Origin of the sequence: Pseudomonas sp. TMW22090, from assembly GCF_022496665.1 — a bacterium.
Lineage (GTDB): Bacteria > Pseudomonadota > Gammaproteobacteria > Pseudomonadales > Pseudomonadaceae > Aquipseudomonas > Aquipseudomonas gregormendelii.
In genome coordinates this window covers 467,355-484,255 of the sequence record NZ_SCFH01000002.1, presented here as the reverse complement: position 1 = coordinate 484,255, position 16,901 = coordinate 467,355, and the positions used below count along the sequence as shown (strand labels likewise).

The following is a 16,901-nucleotide window of genomic DNA, read 5'->3' as shown; positions in this document are numbered from 1 at the left end:
ACCCGATCATTATGGGCGCTCGGTCGTTTATGAAATCAGGCCGGGCAAAAGGTCTCATGCAAATGCCGCCAAACCACCTGCCCTGATTCCAGCTTTTCAAACACCACAGTCGAACGCCGATCCGTCTGCAGCCCTGTCGCATCGGTCTGCAGCTCGCGATAGCTCAGGGTCGCCCCGCGCTCGTGCAGGTCAATCCCGTGCATCTCGCCAAGCTCAATGCGCAGCCCGAGTCGGGCCCCGCCGGCCTTGCGGAACAATTCGCCCAACTGCTCGAAATCCAGGACCCTGCCAGCCGGCGTGATCATCGAAAACTGCGGCGAAAAACGCATCAGCAGGTTTTCCACTACAGCAGGGGGCTGAGGGTCGGCAAACCATTGTTCAATCTGGCGATGAGCTTCAATGACTTCATCAAAATACTCGCGGTAATCATTCATGCAGTTGTTTCCTTGAGGGTAGAGGGACGAACCAGCGCTTGCAACTGCGCGGCATTAAATCTCAGCACGGCAATCAGGGGCAGCAATGTCAGGACGGCGGCAACCAGGAAACAGAGCTCAAAAGCCCGAAGTGAATCTGCACCCAGGGCACCCAGCAACGCGCTCAACACCGCCGTGCCGAGGCAAAAGCTCAGCTGACGATTGATGTTCCACAAAGCGCTGGCATGGTTCATACGCTGTGGATGCACTTCGAGAAATGCCAGGGTCTGCGCGCTGCTGCTGCAAAAACTGCCGCCCAGGCCCATCAGGGCGTAGGCGGCGATCGGCAGCCAGACTTGCGATTGATCAATCAACACCAGCGACGCGATGCCCAGGCTTTGCATGAGCATGCCGGCGATCAGCAACGGCCTTGGGCCAAAGCGATTGAACCCGCGTTTGCCCAGGACTATCGCCACCGCCGAGCCCAAGGCCCAGGGCAACATCAGGGCGCCGATTCGTGTGGTGGCGAAGCCAAGCAGGTGCAGGTACAGCACCGCGATCAGGCTGGTGCCGATGAATACCCCGGGCACGAACAGGTACACCCCCATGGCCAGTCGCAGCGACGGGCTCTTGAGCAACTGCAAATCCAGCAGGGGGCCGCGCTGCTGTTTGCCGTCGGGTACGCCATCTGCCTGTAGCCACAGCGCCGCCAGCAGCAGGGTCAACAGCGTCAGCGGCAGGTTGAGAAGGAACACCCAGCGCCAGGACAACGTCTCGACGATCCACCCGCCCGCTGCCGGGGACAGCGCCGGCACCAGCAGGGCTACGGACAATACCCAGGCGGTCAGGCGACTGCGTAAAGGCACGGGGCAGTGCCGGAAGGCCATGGCCTGGCCGACAGGAATCAGTAAGCCCCCGCCCAGGCCCTGGAGCAGGCGCCAGCCGATCAGTGCTTCTATCGAATTCGCCCCGGCCACCAGTGACGAGGCGAGGCCGAACAGCGCCAGCGAACCGAGAATCAGCCGTCGCTCGCCGACCTTTGCGGCGAGCCACACACTCAACGGAATAATCAGTGTCAGGCCCAGCATGTAGGCGTTGCTGATCCACGCCAGTTCGCTGACAGACGCCTGCAGCTCCCGGGCGATGTCGGGGTAGGCGATACTGGCGCTGAACATGTTCAGCAGGTCGAGTGCAAAGCCTAACAAATACACCAATGCAACTTTCGAGCGATAAGCCATGGCGACTTCCCTGTAGTGAGACGTGCAGGGTAAGGCGGCTAAAGCCCTAGGGAAACGCGGTTTTGACTGCTAGTTTGTCAAAATTATTTTGACAAGGAGCGCTGACAAGCATGGTTAGCCTGGACCGTTTTGACACCTTCAAGGCGGTGGTCGAAGCCGGATCATTGACCGCCGCAGCGAATCTGCTGGGGCAGACCCGTGCAGTGGTCAGCTTCAATCTCAAGCGTCTGGAGGCCGAGCTTGGGGTCACGCTGCTGACCCGCAGCACACGCAAGCTCGCCCTGACCGACGCCGGCGAGCGTTTTTACCAACGCTGTGTGCGCACCCTGGATGAGGCGCGCATGGCGGTCGAAGATGCGCGCTCCGAGCACACGCAACTGCGCGGCACCTTGCGCCTTACCACCACGGTGGAGTTTGCACTGGCGCAAGTGGTGCCAGCGTTGAAGGTGTTTCGCGCGCAGCATCCACAGTTGAACGTGCACCTGTCGACGTCCTCGACCCACGCCGACCTGATCTCCGAGCGCTTCGACCTGGCGATCCGGCTGGGGCGCATGCACGACTCCAATCTGCGCGCGGTGCAGTTGTCCACCTTCGAGATTTTTGCGGTGGCTTCACCGGCCCTGATCGACGCCTTCGACCCGGCTTCGACCCTGGCCGCGCTGGCGCAGTGGCCGGCGCTGGGGCATGGGCGGGTAGGGGAGCTGGCGGTGAAGGACCCTGAGGGAGTCGAGCACCTGTATCAGCCAGCGCCGGGGAAGACGACGATCGTCGCCGACAACTCGATCACCCTGCGGGCGTTGGCGATGAGCGGGCAGGGCGTGGCGATTTTGCCGCAGTGGCTGGTTGAGGAGGATTTGCAGGCGGGGCGGTTGGTGCGCTTGCTGGCGGATCATGCCTTCAGCCAGCAGGGGGTGTATGCGCTGTATCCGGATACGCGGCATCTGCCGCTGAAGGTGCGGGCGTTTATTGATTTCATGAAGGAGTGGCGGTGAGGTCGGGGATCGTGAAGGGTGCCGGACGGTAGGAGCTGGCGAAGGCTGCGATCTTTTGCTCTTCGGCGACTGTTGTGCCGCCAAGGCAAGATCAAAAGATCGCAGCCTTCGGCAGCTCCTACGGTGCGAGGCGGGTCGATTCGGTATCAGGTACGGTACGAGGCAGGTCGATTCGGTATCAGGTACGGTGCAAGATAGTCGACTCGGTGTTAGAGCTGCCCGCGCAACCCGAACCGCTTCATCAACCCCGACTCCAGCAACCCCTTGGGCAACAACCCCGCCAGCAACGGCAACGCCCGGCTGCCATTGCCCAACCGCAGCAGTCGCGGTGGTTTGTTTTGTTGCACAGCCTTGAGCAGCCCCGCCGCAAATTCAGTGGCCGGGGTCGGGTTGTCTTGCGAGGCCTTGGCCCGCGCACGAATGCCTTCACGCAGCGGCCACCACGGTGATTGCTCGGTGATCAATTGTTCGGCTTCATGGCCGGCATTCTTCGCGAAGCTGGACTCGATGGCACCCGGCTGAACTTCCATGACGCGGATACCAAACGGCGCCAGTTCCATGCGCAGCGCATCGCTCAAGGCATGTACCGCGGCCTTCGACGCACAGTAGGCGCCGGCGAATGGCGTCACCAGCACCCCGGATACGCTGCCGATATTCACCACCAGGCCTTTGGTGCGACGCAGCACCGGGAACATTGCACGGGTGACACCCACAATCGCGAACACATTGGTTTCGAACTGACGCTGCATCGCCGCCACACCGCCATCGAGCACCGGCCCCATGGCGCCATACCCGGCATTGTTGATCAGCACATCGAGGCCGCCGCGCTCCTGGTTGATCCGCGTACTCAATACCTCCAGCGCCGCAGCGTCGTTGACGTCCAGCTGCACGGCGGTAAAGCCGGCAGCGCTCAACGCGGCCACGTCTTCGGGTTTGCGGGCACTGGCCCAGACTTCATAACCGGCCGCCTTGAAGGCGTCGGCCAGGGCACGGCCAATGCCGCTGGAACAACCGGTAATCAACGCAATCGGCATGGCGCAGTCCTTGTGCAGGAGAAAGTGGAGAGGTCAGTCGGAGAAACTGCCTTGCAAACGCTCGGCGCGAAACTCCAGGGTTTCCGGGCGATAACCTGGACGCAACGGCGGCATGGGCAAACAGTCTTCCCAGTTGCCACCGGCCTGCAATTCGCCAGGGCCACGGTAGCGCGGTGCGGTGTATTGATTGTCGGCGAGGTTGACCGTGTCGCCCGGCGCATAGGCGCCGACGCGCCAGCGCAGTTCGGTCAGCGGCACGTCGTTGGCGTTGTTCATGGTCAGGTGCAAAGGCCGGTCTGCGGGGCCGCTCTGTGGTGCATAGCTGATACGTAGCTCCAGGCGTTCCAGTTGCTTGAGCTCGCGATGGTCCATCCAGATGACCCAGGTGGCCACGAGGCCCAGCCCAACGGCAGCCGCCAGGGACACCGGCAAGGCTTTGGCGGGGTAGCGCAGGAGCAGGACCAGCCAGGTAATGACCAGCAGGACGCCGATAAACATGACGCGAAACCTCGGGGAGAGAGGAGGTCATCCTACCTAAGCGCCGGTGAGGTGGCGATGGGCTTGATTAGTGTGGTGAATCAAATGGCCTCTTCGCGGGCAAGCCCGCTCCCACAGTGATCGGAGTTGGACACAAAGTTCAGGGTCAAACCAAAACCCTGTGGGAGCGGGCTTGCCCGCGAAGAGGCCGGCCGAGGCACCCATAATGCCAAAAAAAAGCCCCCGACCAACCCGCTGCGGATGGGGATTCGCAGCGGTCTGGGCGGGGGCTTCCTGTTTTGCTGAACGCTTACTGCGCGATGGTTTTCACCGACACGCCACGCTCGATCGGGGTGGAGCGACCGTAGATATCTTCAAACCGCTCGATGTCGTCTTCGCCCAGGTAGCTGCCCGATTGCACTTCGATGATCTCGAGTGGAATCTTGCCCGGGTTGCGCAGACGGTGAACCGAAGCGATCGGAATGTAGGTCGACTGGTTCTCGCACAGCAGGAACACGTTGTCGTCGCAGGTCACTTCCGCGGTGCCGCTGACCACGATCCAGTGTTCGGCTCGGTGGTGGTGCATCTGCAGCGACAGGCAAGCGCCCGGCTTGACCGAGATGTGCTTGACCTGGAAGCGTCCGCCCATGTCGACCGAGTCGTAGGAACCCCACGGACGATAGACCTCGCAGTGGTTCTGGGTTTCGCTGCGACCCTGCTCGTTGAGGGTGTTGACCATCTGCTTCACGCCCTGGACCGAGTCCTTGTGCGCGATCATCATGGCGTCCTTGGTCTCGACCACCACGATGTTTTCCAGGCCGATCACCGACACCAGTTTGCCGTTGCCGTGGATCATGCAGTTCTTGCTGTCCTGGATCACCACGTCGCCTTTGGTGACGTTGCCGTTGGCGTCCTTCTCGTTGACCTCCCACAGCGACGACCAGCAGCCGACGTCGCTCCAGCCGGCCGTGAGTGGCACGACGCAGGCGCGTTGGGTTTTTTCCATCACCGAGTAGTCGATGGAATTGTCTGGGCAGCAGGCGAAGGTGGCTTCGTCAAAGGTGATGGTGTCGGCGTCCTGTTCGCTGCGCTCAAGGGTCAGCAGGCAGGTGTCGTAGATGTCCGGATCGTGCTTCTTCAGCTCTTCGAGGAAACGGCTGGCGCGGAACAGGAACATGCCGCTGTTCCAGAAATAACCGCCGGACTGGACGAACTCGGTGGCGCGCTTAACGTCCGGTTTCTCGACGAATTGCGAGACGCGGCTGACGCCTTCGGGCAGCAGCGAATCATTGGTCGACTTGATGTAGCCGTAGCCGGTTTCCGGTTTGGTGGCCGGCACGCCGAACAGCACCATTTCGCCGTTTTCCGCAGCAACTGTCGCCAGGGCCAGGGCTCGCTGCAGGGCTTTCTGGTCTTCGAGCACGTGGTCGGCCGGCAGCACCAGCATCAACTCATCGCGACCTTCGTTGATCAGCATCATCGCGGTCAAGGCTACCGCAGGCGCGGTATTGCGACCGAATGGCTCCATGAGGATGCGCTGGGTCTCCAGCTTGCGGGCACTGAGCTGTTCGTTGACGATGAAGCGGTGGTCCTTGTTGCAGACCACGATCGGGGTGTCCATGCCATCGAACACCAGGCGTTCCAGGGTTTGCTGGAACAGCGTGTGCTCGCCGGTCAGGGCCAGGAACTGCTTGGGGAATTGCTTACGCGAAAGCGGCCAAAGACGTGAGCCGCTACCACCTGACAAGATCACCGGAATCATGTTGTTACTCCTTGAAAATCGTTTGGTTAGAGCTACGAACGCTGTGTCGTTTCACTCTTGTTTTTGTTCCGTGTCAGAAGGTCGACGCTGACCCTGTAGGGCCCGTTTCAAGGCCCCGGTGGGTGTCAGCCTTCCGAAAAAATGATTAGCGCGTCGAAACCGGGCGTTTTACCCAGACTGGCGACAGGCTGCTGCCTTTGCCGGTGACGTACAGCACGGCGGCTTCACCGCGTTCCAGGGCAACCGGTTTCACGTCGCCGACTTTGGTGGCGCCGTCGTACAGGGCCAGGCTGACTTTGACCGGGTTGATTTCACGCTCGCCACGGCCCTTGGCCGCCACGGACGGCACAACTTCAGTCTTGCCGTCAGCCGTTTTCAGGGTCAGGGCCTTGTCGCTCAGGTTCTGCACGCGCACCAGGGATTTCTGCTTGTTCTTGAACGGCGGTTCTTCGATCAGTTGCGGGGCGCCGCTGGCGTTGTTGACCAGGGTGTAATAGTGGTCACCGGCCAGTTTCACCGGCAGCGACTGGCTGCCGACCTTGGCGCTGTAGTCGCCACCCGGCATGAAGCTGAAGTCAGTGCTGGACAGCGGCGCGACTTCGGCCAGGTTGGTGCTGCCGACGGTGGCGCTGACTTCAGCATTACCCGCGTTGTAGACACGCACGAAGCTCGAGCCTTTCGGTGCGGTGGGGCCGTAGAGCGCGGAGTCGCCACCGGCGAATGCGTTCATCGACAGGACGCTGAAGGTCGCGGCCAGTGCAAAGGTCTTGGCGAGACGACGAGGAGTTGTAGTGAAAGTCATGGTAGTACCTCTCTCTTTCAGTTTTGCGCCCGGTCGGGCGTCTCGGATTTAGTGGTTGCGGCTACGTTTTGTTGGCGGGCGCCGGCTTGTTTAAGCTCTGCGACCCACTGCGGGTCGGCGTCACCGATTTCGTTGTTCACAGGCAGATAACGTTCAGGAAACTCCCAGATCAGCACCTGTGGCGGGCTGTTCTTGAAAGCGTCGCTTTTGAGGTAGGTGAGCATCGGCAGAATCGGGCCATGGCCGTCTTCGGCGTAATTGACCACGTCGCTGTTGAGCGCCTGTTTCAGCGCGCCGACGAAGTTCCAGTTCGGGTTGGCGCTGTAGCTGGTGCCAATCAGCGCCACGGGAACTTCGGTGTTGGCGAACAGGGCGTCATCACCGGCAGGCTGCTCGCCAGTGGCGACCGTGTTGCGCTTCTGCAACGGCTCTTGTGCCGGCATCAGGTTTTCGAACAGCGGGTCCAGCGGCAGAAACAGGCGCAGGTCGCCCTTGTGGGTGACTTTCTCCCCAGGCTGGGTAACGAAGTGTTGCGGTTCGCCGCTGAGCGGGAACTTGGCGGTAATGGTTTTGGCCAGGGTTTCGGCAGCCACTTGTGCGCCTTCCGGCGTCCAGTGAGTGTCGGTGCGCAGGAACACTTGCTCACCCTTGAGCTTGGCCTGGTTGAACGGGCCGAGCAGGTCCGGGGCGAGGATCTTGTTGGCTGCCACGCGAGCATGGAAGTCCTGGTACAGGTTGCCGTGAATGCTCGAAGGCTTCACGTCACCCAGGTGCTCCGGATACAGGCGCGCCTTGGCCGGCACGATCGCCATCACCAGTTTCACGCCTTTGTCTTTCAAGGTCTGGCGCACGCCTTCGACCAGCGCGTAGTTGCCTTGCAGGTTCAACTCTTCGTTGACGATCGGGTTGAACTCTTCATCGCTGTACAGCCATTGATCGCGACCGAGCACCACGCCCGGACGACCTTCGTTGAACAGTTTGAAGTCCAGCGCAGCCCACAGGTTGGTGCCCAGGCGCTTGATCGGGAACTCTTCGTCGTAGTGCGTCTCGACCGCTTTGGCCCAGCGCCCGTTGAGTACCGTGGTTTCGGCATTGGTGCTGAAGCCCAGGAAGCTGCGCGTGGACCACAGCCCCAGGACCACCAGGATCACCATGAACAGGGCGATGTAGAACAGACGTAATGAGCGGGTCATGGTCGGATCCCTCAGAACTGGAAGTAAAGGAACGGCGAGAAGCTTTGCGCCGACAGTTTGAAGATCGAGGCGATGAACAGCAGCAGTACCAGGGTGCGCATCACATAGCGCGACCAGTCAGCACTCCAGTAGGCCGGTTGCACGGTGGCTTCAACGCCAACGGTGTAGCCCGGTTCGTGGATGCTGGCCGGGTTGTCGCCCGGTACGGCCTTGATCATTCCAGGGGTGGCAGTCGCCGGGCCTTCGGTCGTAGCGTCCACCGCAGGTTTGGACTTTTCAGGCGGCAGGTTGCTGTAGAAATCACGAATGCCGAAGAACGCCAGGGTGGCGTAGGCCACGAACAGGGTCGCCACTTGCAGGCCGGTGAGGCTGGCCTGGTTGAGTTCCGACAGCGACCACTCGCCGAAGCTGAACATCGCGCCGTACATGCGACCGGCGACGTGCAGGTTTTCCGAGCGGAAGATGACCCAGCCCATGACCACCAGCAGGAACGTCAGGGCCCAGCGGATCGGGTTGATGCTGCGTGGCGAGGTATTCAGGCCCAGGGCCTTTTCGATCGCCAGCCACATGCCGTGCCATGCACCCCAGATGATGTAGGTGATGTTCGCACCGTGCCACAGGCCACCGAGCAGCATGGTCAGGAACAGGTTGCGATAGGTCGTCAGCGTGCCTTTGCGGTTGCCGCCCAGAGTGATGTACAGGTAGTCACGCAGCCAGGTGGACAGGCTGATGTGCCAGCGCCGCCAGAACTCGGTGATCGACTGGCTGATGTACGGCTGCTTGAAGTTTTCCATGAAGCGGAAACCCATCATCAAGCCCAGGCCGATGGCCATGTCGCTGTAGCCGGAGAAGTCGAAATACAGTTGCGCGGTGTAGGCCAGGGCGCCGAGCCAGGCGTCGCCGGTGGTCGGGTTCTGCAAGGCAAAGCAGTGGTCGGCGACCACCGCCAGGGTATCGGCGATGAAGACTTTCTTGATGAAACCCTGCATGAACCGCGTGCAGCCCTCGGAAAACTTGTCGAGGGTGTGGGTGCGGTTGTTGAACTGATCGGCGAGGTCGCGAAAACGCAGGACCGGGCCGGCAATCAGGTGCGGGAAGATCGCCACGAAAGCGGCAAAGTCGATCAGGTTGCGTGTCGCCGGGGTATCACCGCGATAGACGTCGATGATGTAGCTGATGGACTCGAAGATGTAGAACGAGATACCGATCGGCAGCAGCACGTGGGTCAGGATGAAGGGCGACAGGCCGACCGAGGTCATCATCGCGTTGATGCTGTCGACGCCAAAGTTGGCGTACTTGAAGTAGCCCAGAATGCACAGGTCGACGGCCACGCCTAGCAGCAGCCAGCGCTGTGCCGGTTTGGTACGCACGCCGGCGGCGCCGACTTTGAGGCCGATCCAGTAGTTCCACAGCGTGACGGCTGCGAACAGTGCAAGGAAGTCCACGCGCCACCAGGCATAGAACACGTAACTGGCGAGCAGCAGCAGCAGGTTGCGATAGCGTATTCCGCTCAGATAGTACATGCCGAGAAAGATCGGCAAGAACAGAAACAGGAACACATTGGATGAAAATACCATCCCGATCTCTCCGTGTTTAACCAACATTCAAGGGCCAACGGCCCCCCCAAACCCCCCACAGAAATCTGGAGGGCAACACACAAAACTGAAGCCTGACGCTGACCCTGTGGGAGCGGGCTTGCCCGCGATAGCGTTGGGTCAGTCGACATCAATGTTGAATGTCAGACCGCCATCGCGGGCAAGCCCGCTCCCACAGGGTTTAATAATGTTCCTAAGAACCTTTGCCTTTTTCGCTGGCCGGGTCGTAGACCCTGGTCAGGTCACCCCCCAGCCGGAACGTCTTGAACGGCTGCATCTCGTGCTTCTTCTCAAGCACATCAGGGGAGCAGGTGTAGAGCGTGCAGAACGGTTCCAGCCAGGCAAACTTCGAGTCGACCTTGAGGTCGGTCATGTCCTGTTCCTTGCCGTTCTTCTTCTCAAATGCCTCAGGGTCTTCAACCCCGGCGAGCACTCGATCACCCAGGCGTTTGAGCGCGCCGTTGTTTTCCTGACGCACGTCCACACCGTTGACCAGCGCAAAACTGGCGATCATCGACAGCGGCGGCAGGGCGTAGTTGTGATAGGCGAGGGCGCGTTGCTGACGCTTCATTTCGTTAGGCAGGAAGCCATCGGCATCGACCTGATTGGCACCGACCTTGTATTCCTTCACGGCCCAGTCGAACAGGTCGCGGCGGTTGGTGGCGATGGAAGTTGCCATCACCGACCAGGCGGACCAGTAGGAGTGGTTGTTGGTTTTTTCCAGCGGCAGGTTGTCCCAGTCGCTCACCACCTGATCAGCCATCTTGCTGAACCAGGCCTCGATCAACTGCGATTCCTGCTGATGGTTCGCCAGCGGATGCGAGTCGGAGAATTTCAGGTGGATGTACGAAGACGCCATGCTGCCCAGCGCCCATTTGCGCATGGACTTGCCGGTGTGGTTGAAGTCCTTGGACATCAATGCATCGGCCTTGGCCCACGCGGTCAACCAGTTGAGCGTGCATTCGAGCTGTTCCGGGCGACCGTCGCGCATGAACTGCATCACGCGCTTGCTGGTACCGCGCTCGATCTTGGTGATATCCGCAGTAGTGTCGCGGAAGGCCTTTTCCGATGCTTTGTTCAGGGTCGAACGGGCCTTGTCGGAGCCTTCGTACTTGCTGCGAAATTGCAGCGAGCCGGTGTAAGGCGTTGGCATGGCATCACAGCCATCCTTGAAGTCGCCGGTCTTCACTTTCTCGATCGGCGCGAAGTAACCCTGGGGTGGCCGCAGTGGTGCGGCGGCCTGGGTGGCGCCGGCGAACATCGCCAGCGTCAGCACAGAAGGTGCGAGCAACTTCTTCAGCGTTCGCGATTGCATGCATGTCATAAGAGGTAACCTCATTGCCCGGCTTGAGCGGTACGCTGCCCAGCGCCAGGGAACACGTTGCGTTTGCAGATTTTCGCTTCGACTTTCTGCGGCGCGGCACCTGCTTCAGGGCCCTGGACTTCGACGGCCAGCAAATTCTGCGAGGCCCAGTCTTCGTCCGTGCGCAACTCGAAGGCGAAACGCCCGTCGGTGTCGGATGTTTCCGGTTTGTCGATCTTGATGTCCTCGTGGCGACCGTTCATGTACCAGAGGGTGGCTTGCAGGGTTTTCACCGATGGATCGGCGAACCGGATGTCAACCTGGTGACTGCTGTTTTGCAGGTTCAGGTTCTTGCTGTTGACCATCAATTCGTTCTTGCCCGGCTTCAATGTGGTGCTGCCGGTCATCTGTGCTTCCTTGCCTTCGCAACCGTTGTCCAGCAGCGCCATCATCTGGCGGTAGATGGTTTCCTGGTCGAGGCGATAGAGCGGCGAGAATTCCCAGATCAGGATCTTCGGTGGCTTGGTCTGGAATTCTTCGCTGCCCAGGTACTGCAGCATCGAACCTTCCAGGCCACCGCCAGGGAACGCTACGTTGAGGATGTCAGCGCCGATGGCCTCCTGGAGGAAACCGGCGAAGTTGTAGTTCTTGCCACTGTGACTGGTACCGACCAGGGTGATCTCCGGATTGCCGGAGTCGCTGAACAGATCGCCATCGGCCGCTTCGCCTTTGGGTTCCGTGGTGAATTGATCCATGTACTGGATGGCGTAACTGGTGCCGCAGAGTTGACCGGCCATATTGTGTAATGTTCCGGTCTTGCCCATGCGACCCGACTTATGGGTCTCGAATTCACGCTTGGGAATGTCGGCAAAGGCAGGAATCTGCTTGACCTTCTCGGCCACGATTTTTGCCGTGCGCTGGGCGCCATACGGGGTCCAGTGCTGGTCGCCGCGGAAGTAGAAATCGTGGGCGGGCAGGGTGTCGGGCAGCGATTCGTTGGTCAGCGGCGACAGGTCGGGCACTACGTAGCCCATCTGCGCGAAACGCCCGAGCATGGTCTTGTAGTTCTTCAGCGCCTTGTCGAAATCGAACTGGGCTTTATCCTGCGGATTGAGTTTGTTGCGGTTCACCAGGCCACGGGTAGGCTGGTACACGACCACCAGCTCGACGCCTTTGCTCTTGAACGCATCGTGCAGTTGCTGCATGCGCTTGTAGCCGGCTGGCGTGGTGTCGAACTCGGTGCGCAAGTCTTCCTGCGTACGGAACAGCCAGTCGCCCTGGGCCTGCACCAGCGTGGTGAAGTTCTGCTGGTAACGCGTGGTGTAGTTCTTCGCGTCATGGGCTTCGGGGCACAGGTTGCAGCAAGGTTCAGCGGCGAATTCCGGGGCCTTGAGCTCGTCGGCGCGCACGCCGTTGCTGGCAGCGAGAATCCCCAGGGTCAGGCCCGACAGGCTGAGTAATTTGATCAAGTGTGGGTGCATAAAATTATCCTCAGTCCTGCAGTTCGGTCTGGCGTTCGACAGGGTCGATCAGCACGGCTTTCTGCTGGCGTACCAGCAGGTCGAGAATTTCATCCTGGCGCTCGCCAAGAATCCCGTTGAAGCTGATGCCGCTGGATTTGGTCGGGGCGAGCATCGATACCCGATACAGCTCGACGCTCAAGGGCGAGTCGATGGACAGCGGGCCGCTGCCGTTGCCGGCCAGTTCGCCGCCAACGATGATCAGTGAGACCTGGGCGTCGAACGGGTCGAGCTTGATGTCGCGATCGGTATCGCTCAGGTCCTTGATGTGGCCGTATACGCCGGTGAGGCCGTTGGCCATGGCCAGGTTTTCGTAGAGGCGGATGTTCACGCTGTTACGAATCCGGATGCCGTGGCGACGGTTGCTGATCACCTTGTTGCCATACAGCAGGTTGTCGGCACTCTCGTAGAGGGTGATGCCGTCGGTGTGGTTCTTGTAGATCTCGTTGTAGGCGACCAGGTTGTTGACGCTGTTTCGGTCGATCACCAGGCCCGACAGCTTGTTGTCGTAGCTGCGGTTGTTGAAGATGAAGCTGTCGTTGACCTCACGGGAAATGATGATCCCGTGCTTCTTCTTGGTGCCGTAAACGGTGTTGTCGGCGATGATCAGGCCGTGGGAGCGGTCATGCGGGTCAATGCCGTAGACGATGTTGTCCTTGTAGGTATTGCCCTTGACCACGAAGCCTTCGGTTTCGTAGCAGTAGAAGCCGTACCACATGTCCGAGAACTCGGAGCCGACGATCCAGCCGGTCGGTTCAGGGCGCTTGAGCATCTTGGCCATGTTCGGCGTGTATTGGGAAATACTCACGCCGTAGGACTTGCTGTTGGCGTAGCCGAAACTGGCGAGCTTGCTGTTGGCGATGTAGGTTTCGGTGCCGCCCCAGGACAACAGGAACGGACGGAATTCCTTGGGCGACTTGAAGGTCGCCGGGCCATTTTCCTTTTCGCGCCAGCCGGTGATTTTGGTATCACGCACGAACAGCTGGCCGTCGTTGACCAGGAACGAGCCGGCCTCCTGGGACAGGCGCAGTTCCTGGGTCTGCTGGTCGATTTCGAGGATGCCTTTTTCACCGACCACGATCGGCAACTTCGCCAGGTAAACACCCGGCGAGGTTTCGCTGAAGTACTGCTTGGGCAGTTTCTTCGCCAGGTCCTTGAGGTTCATGTAGCCGTCGTCGATGAAGATCGCCTGGGGGATGCCGTGCTGGCGCACCACCCATTCAGCCATCTTGTTATCGCCGCCGATGAAGTCCTTCAGGGCGTTTTCCTGCATCATCCGGCGCACGCTGACTTTGCCGGCCTTGGTGCGAACGATCTTGGCGGCAATGGCTTCGGCGGTGTAGCCGGAGGTGTCCGGCAGCTCGGGTTTTGCCAGCTCCAGCGGCGCAGTCGGCGCACTGGTGACGGTGTAGGTCTTGGCCTGTTGCAGTTCCTTGCCCATGGTCACCGGCTTGCTCGCCGGTTCCACGTTGGCGAAGGCGGCCGCGCTTGCCAGCAGCATCGCGCCGGCCAGCAAGGTGATTGAACCTCGCTTCGGATTGTTCATGTCGGGCACTCCCTTCGCAGTTGGCATCAGAAGCGCCAGATCACGTCGATGAACGCACGGTGCATGTACGAGTCGACGTCCTTGCCATACGCATCACCCGGCTTGAACACGCCGCCACGAAAACGCACGAGGGCCGAAGGCTCGTCGATAGACTGGCTCAGGGACGCTGGCAGCAAGCCTTGCTTGAAGTACTTGGTGACCACCAGGTCCATCTCCTGTCCCAGGTCCTTGTTGCCGTCTTCCAGTGGCAGGGAAGTGCTGGAGAGCACCGCACCGGTGACGTCGTCGGTGTCGTTCTGTACGGCATTGATGCCGTTGCTGCCGACCGGCTTGTTGCCGTCGACGCGCCAGAACTTGTGGTAGATCAGGCTGGCGTCGTATTCGTCGTTGAGCATCCACGAACCGAACAAGGTGGCGGTCTGCATGTTGTTCATTTCGCCGCGGAACGCTTCGCCGAAACGGTGCACGCGCGAACGGGTGCCGGTGTAGTTCGAGCGGTTGCTTTCCAGGCCGTTCTGTTCGTAATCGGCGCTGGCGCGGGCGTAGGCGGCACCGACTTGCCATTGCTGATCGAGGCGCAGGCGCACGCCGATGTCGGTGGCCCAGCCGTTGAGGTCTTCACCACGCTTGGCTTCGGCCGGACGGGTGCCGTCGGCATTCAGCGCGTTGACCGTGTCGGTGTCGCCGCTCATGCCGGTGATGCTGCCCCAGTAATTGAGGGTATTGGTGTTGCGGTAGTTGTAGGCGTCGCTGTCGGCGGTGAGGCCCAGCCAGCTGATGTCGCCGTTTTGCTTCTTGTCCAGCGAATCGCCCGCTACACCCGGTTCCGGGTAGTCGAGCTTGCCGTCGTCGTGGGTGTGGTGACCGCGAACGCCGACCCAGTTGCCCGGTGTCCACTGATAGGCCGCGTCGGCATAGGCATGCAGGCGATCCTTGTCCTTGGGCGCGAGTTCCTTGAGGTCGGTGCGGTATTCGCTGAAGCGTTCGGCAACGCCGACGTTGGCGCGCAACAAGGTGGTATCGAAGGTCCAGTTCAGCGCTTCGATGTTGGTGTCGCGCCATTGACCGTCATCGTTGCGCAGGCGCTGGCGCCCCAGCTTCAACTGCTCGCCCGGGTAAGGCGTGAGGCCGCTGTAGCCGACCCAGAACTCGCGCATGGCCAGGTAGTTCTTCTTGGTCTTGCGATCACTGTTGTCGGTGGTCTGGGAGCCGTCGCTGTCGGACTGCTGCAGGGTGTCGGTTTCGATGATGTCGGTGGACGTCACCGCCTGACCCATGGCGTAGGCGCTCCACGCGCCGCTTTCGCCGTAGATCCAGGGGCGCAGGTCCAGGCCCACACCGCTGACGTCGCCGCCGCTGGCGGTACCCAGGTCACGGTCGTCCTCGGACTGGCCGGTGATTTTCACGTCCAGGCCGTAGTTCTGGGTTTCAGTCAGTGCCGCCAGGGTCGGGCACGACCACAGCAAGGCGAACGTCAGGCCAATGCCGGCCTGCACAAAGGGATTCAACTTCATAGGGATTCCTCGCCGTCTTCTTCTTGCAGGGCGTGCAGTTGCAGCGTGTTCTGGCTCAAGGCACCACGAACGGCCTGTTCCTGTTTCAACAGGCGTTGGGCCTCGGCGAGCTGGGCAGGCGGCAGTTGGGCTTCGAGTGTTTGCGCAAGCTCGGTGGCTTGAGGGGTGTCTTGGACCTTGGCCAGCTGGCTGAAGACATAGGCATTGAGCGGGTTAGGCTTGGTGCCCTTGCCTTGGGAGAACAGCTGGGCGATGGCGAAGTCGGCGCTGTTCTGGCCATTGCGCGCAGCGGTCAGCAGGTGGTCCAGGGCCTTTTGCGAATAGACTTTGCCCAGGTAACCACGGCGATAAATCTGGCCGAGGTAGTAATCGGCGGCGACTTCGCGGCCGACGGCTTTCTGGAAGTGTTCTTCGGCTGCCTTGGCGTCGGCCGGGACCATCTTGCCTTCGTAGTAGAGCTTGCCCAGCAACAGTTCGGCGCGCGGCTGATCGGCGGCGCGGCCGTTGTCCAGGTACTTCATCATCGTGTCGACGTCGCCCAGTTCCGGGAAGTCGTAGAGCAGCTGCGCCAGGCTGACCCAGGAAGCGGGGTAGCCGGGGGCGATGCCTTCGAGCAGCGACTGGGCGGTTTTCTCGTCGGTGGTCCCAAGGGTTGCATCGCCGAGGACGCGGGCGACGCTGTCCACTCGCTGGGCGGAAACGGTGCCGCGGGCATGGGCGGCTTGCATCTGCTTGATCAGCTCGGCCTGTTGCTCGGGCTTGGCCTGTTTCTGATAGACCGTGGCCAGCTCGACGTAGCAGATGTCGGTGGTATTGAGCGCGGCTTTGCAGATGGTCTCGACTTCGTCCAGGTGCTGGTCGTAAGTGCCTTGGGTGCGATACAGCAGCACCTGGGCCAGACCGGCTTCAGGCTTGCCTTCGGCGCGCCATTGGCTGATCTGCTGTTGCGCGTTGACGTCCGGGAAGCTGTGGGGGTATTGCAGGTACAGCATGGCCAGTGGAATCAGGGTATTGCCCTGGCCATTGGCCGAGGCTTTCTTCAACAGGCCTTCGGCTTCGTGCTGTTCGGCTTCGGTGGAACCGGGCTTGGCCACCAGCAGGCGGCCCAGGCGCGCCTGGGCCCGCGGCGAGACATCGACGGCCGCGCGATAAGTCGCCTCGGCCTGCCGGATCTGCGCCGGGTCACGGCTGTCGACCTGGATATCGGCGAGGCCTACCTGGGCTTCGCTGTAGCCGAGGTCGGCCAGTTGCTTGTAATTCTGCTGGGCCAGGGCGGTGTCGCCGCGCTTGAGGGCTTCGTTGGCCAGGCGCTGGTCGGGCAGGCCGGCGCAGCCGGCGAGGCTGACTGCCAATGCCAGTGAGCACACCAGATGACCCCTGTGGGAGCTGGCTTGCCAGCGATTCAGGCCGCTCGGTGTTTCAGGAATACCAGGGTGATCCAATCGCTGGCAAGCCAGCTCCCACAGGGATTTCGGTGTTCTCAGAAAACTGATGATCGTCACGGGCATGTCC

14 protein-coding genes are annotated in these 16,901 nt (G+C 61.0%); 1 reads left to right on the top strand and 13 read right to left on the bottom strand.

Annotated elements, in window-relative coordinates:
* Positions 1–35 precede the first annotated feature (35 nt).
* Positions 36–434, bottom strand: a complete 399-nt coding sequence (locus EQV97_RS08320) for a DUF4440 domain-containing protein (RefSeq protein WP_122837571.1) — start codon at positions 432–434, stop codon at positions 36–38.
* Positions 431–1,651, bottom strand: a complete 1,221-nt coding sequence (locus tag EQV97_RS08315; protein WP_240888800.1) for an MFS transporter — start codon at positions 1,649–1,651, stop codon at positions 431–433. Before EQV97_RS08315 ends, EQV97_RS08320 begins: the two co-directional genes overlap by 4 nt.
* Positions 1,652–1,761: 110 nt before the next feature.
* Between EQV97_RS08315 and EQV97_RS08310 the strand changes: the two genes are divergently transcribed.
* Positions 1,762–2,643 (top strand): LysR family transcriptional regulator, encoded by an 882-nt coding sequence (locus EQV97_RS08310; protein ID WP_122837573.1) that lies wholly within the window; start codon positions 1,762–1,764, stop codon positions 2,641–2,643.
* A gap of 209 nt (positions 2,644–2,852) precedes the next feature.
* On the opposite strand, the gene EQV97_RS08305 is transcribed toward EQV97_RS08310, so the two are convergent.
* The 11 genes from EQV97_RS08305 to algK form a co-directional block, all read right to left on the bottom strand.
* Positions 2,853–3,677, bottom strand: a complete 825-nt coding sequence (locus EQV97_RS08305; protein WP_240888799.1) for an SDR family oxidoreductase — start codon at positions 3,675–3,677, stop codon at positions 2,853–2,855.
* A 33-nt stretch (positions 3,678–3,710) separates the two neighbouring features.
* The gene (locus EQV97_RS08300) at positions 3,711–4,175 is read right to left on the bottom strand and encodes a multidrug transporter (protein WP_240888798.1); all 465 of its coding nucleotides are present in this window, start codon (positions 4,173–4,175) and stop codon (positions 3,711–3,713) included.
* A 289-nt stretch (positions 4,176–4,464) separates the two neighbouring features.
* Positions 4,465–5,916, bottom strand: a complete 1,452-nt coding sequence (locus tag EQV97_RS08295) for a mannose-1-phosphate guanylyltransferase/mannose-6-phosphate isomerase (protein WP_045061382.1) — start codon at positions 5,914–5,916, stop codon at positions 4,465–4,467.
* Between the two features lie 145 nt (positions 5,917–6,061).
* On the bottom strand, positions 6,062–6,718 hold the full coding sequence (locus EQV97_RS08290; RefSeq protein ID WP_045061381.1) for an alginate O-acetyltransferase AlgF: 657 nt from the start codon (positions 6,716–6,718) through the stop codon (positions 6,062–6,064).
* Positions 6,719–6,735: 17 nt separating this feature from the next.
* On the bottom strand, positions 6,736–7,911 hold the full coding sequence (locus tag EQV97_RS08285; RefSeq protein WP_122837575.1) for an alginate O-acetyltransferase: 1,176 nt from the start codon (positions 7,909–7,911) through the stop codon (positions 6,736–6,738).
* 11 nt (positions 7,912–7,922) lie between these two features.
* Positions 7,923–9,488 (bottom strand): MBOAT family protein, encoded by a 1,566-nt coding sequence (locus EQV97_RS08280; RefSeq protein ID WP_122837576.1) that lies wholly within the window; start codon positions 9,486–9,488, stop codon positions 7,923–7,925.
* A 211-nt stretch (positions 9,489–9,699) separates the two neighbouring features.
* A complete protein-coding gene (locus EQV97_RS08275) occupies positions 9,700–10,830 on the bottom strand; it encodes a mannuronate-specific alginate lyase (protein ID WP_225570952.1) in 1,131 nt (376 codons plus the stop codon).
* A gap of 11 nt (positions 10,831–10,841) precedes the next feature.
* Complete coding sequence (locus tag EQV97_RS08270; RefSeq protein WP_122837578.1) at positions 10,842–12,290, bottom strand: alginate O-acetyltransferase; 1,449 nt, start codon at positions 12,288–12,290, stop codon at positions 10,842–10,844.
* 10 nt (positions 12,291–12,300) lie between these two features.
* Entirely contained in the window at positions 12,301–13,875 is a 1,575-nt protein-coding gene (gene algG / locus EQV97_RS08265) for a mannuronan 5-epimerase AlgG (protein ID WP_122837579.1), read from the bottom strand.
* Between the two features lie 26 nt (positions 13,876–13,901).
* Positions 13,902–15,389: an alginate export family protein gene (locus EQV97_RS08260; RefSeq protein WP_122837580.1), complete on the bottom strand. Its 1,488-nt coding sequence runs from the start codon at positions 15,387–15,389 to the stop codon at positions 13,902–13,904.
* Positions 15,386–16,897 (bottom strand): alginate biosynthesis TPR repeat lipoprotein AlgK, encoded by a 1,512-nt coding sequence (gene algK / locus EQV97_RS08255; protein WP_240888797.1) that lies wholly within the window; start codon positions 16,895–16,897, stop codon positions 15,386–15,388. The genes EQV97_RS08260 and algK overlap by 4 nt, the downstream gene beginning before the upstream one ends.
* Positions 16,898–16,901 lie beyond the last annotated feature (4 nt).

Bases quoted from the DNA above. Each gene is read 5' to 3' on its own strand.
- EQV97_RS08320 (WP_122837571.1), bottom strand. From the start codon at position 434: ATGAATGATTACCGCGAGTATTTTGATGAAGTCATTGAAGCTCATCGC.
- EQV97_RS08315 (WP_240888800.1), bottom strand. From the start codon at position 1,651: ATGGCTTATCGCTCGAAAGTTGCATTGGTGTATTTGTTAGGCTTTGCA.
- EQV97_RS08310 (WP_122837573.1), top strand. From the start codon at position 1,762: ATGGTTAGCCTGGACCGTTTTGACACCTTCAAGGCGGTGGTCGAAGCC.
- EQV97_RS08305 (WP_240888799.1), bottom strand. From the start codon at position 3,677: ATGCCGATTGCGTTGATTACCGGTTGTTCCAGCGGCATTGGCCGTGCC.
- EQV97_RS08300 (WP_240888798.1), bottom strand. From the start codon at position 4,175: ATGTTTATCGGCGTCCTGCTGGTCATTACCTGGCTGGTCCTGCTCCTG.
- EQV97_RS08295 (WP_045061382.1), bottom strand. From the start codon at position 5,916: ATGATTCCGGTGATCTTGTCAGGTGGTAGCGGCTCACGTCTTTGGCCG.
- EQV97_RS08290 (WP_045061381.1), bottom strand. From the start codon at position 6,718: ATGACTTTCACTACAACTCCTCGTCGTCTCGCCAAGACCTTTGCACTG.
- EQV97_RS08285 (WP_122837575.1), bottom strand. From the start codon at position 7,911: ATGACCCGCTCATTACGTCTGTTCTACATCGCCCTGTTCATGGTGATC.
- EQV97_RS08280 (WP_122837576.1), bottom strand. From the start codon at position 9,488: ATGGTATTTTCATCCAATGTGTTCCTGTTTCTGTTCTTGCCGATCTTT.
- EQV97_RS08275 (WP_225570952.1), bottom strand. From the start codon at position 10,830: ATGACATGCATGCAATCGCGAACGCTGAAGAAGTTGCTCGCACCTTCT.
- EQV97_RS08270 (WP_122837578.1), bottom strand. From the start codon at position 12,290: ATGCACCCACACTTGATCAAATTACTCAGCCTGTCGGGCCTGACCCTG.
- algG (WP_122837579.1), bottom strand. From the start codon at position 13,875: ATGAACAATCCGAAGCGAGGTTCAATCACCTTGCTGGCCGGCGCGATG.
- EQV97_RS08260 (WP_122837580.1), bottom strand. From the start codon at position 15,389: ATGAAGTTGAATCCCTTTGTGCAGGCCGGCATTGGCCTGACGTTCGCC.
- algK (WP_240888797.1), bottom strand. From the start codon at position 16,897: ATGCCCGTGACGATCATCAGTTTTCTGAGAACACCGAAATCCCTGTGG.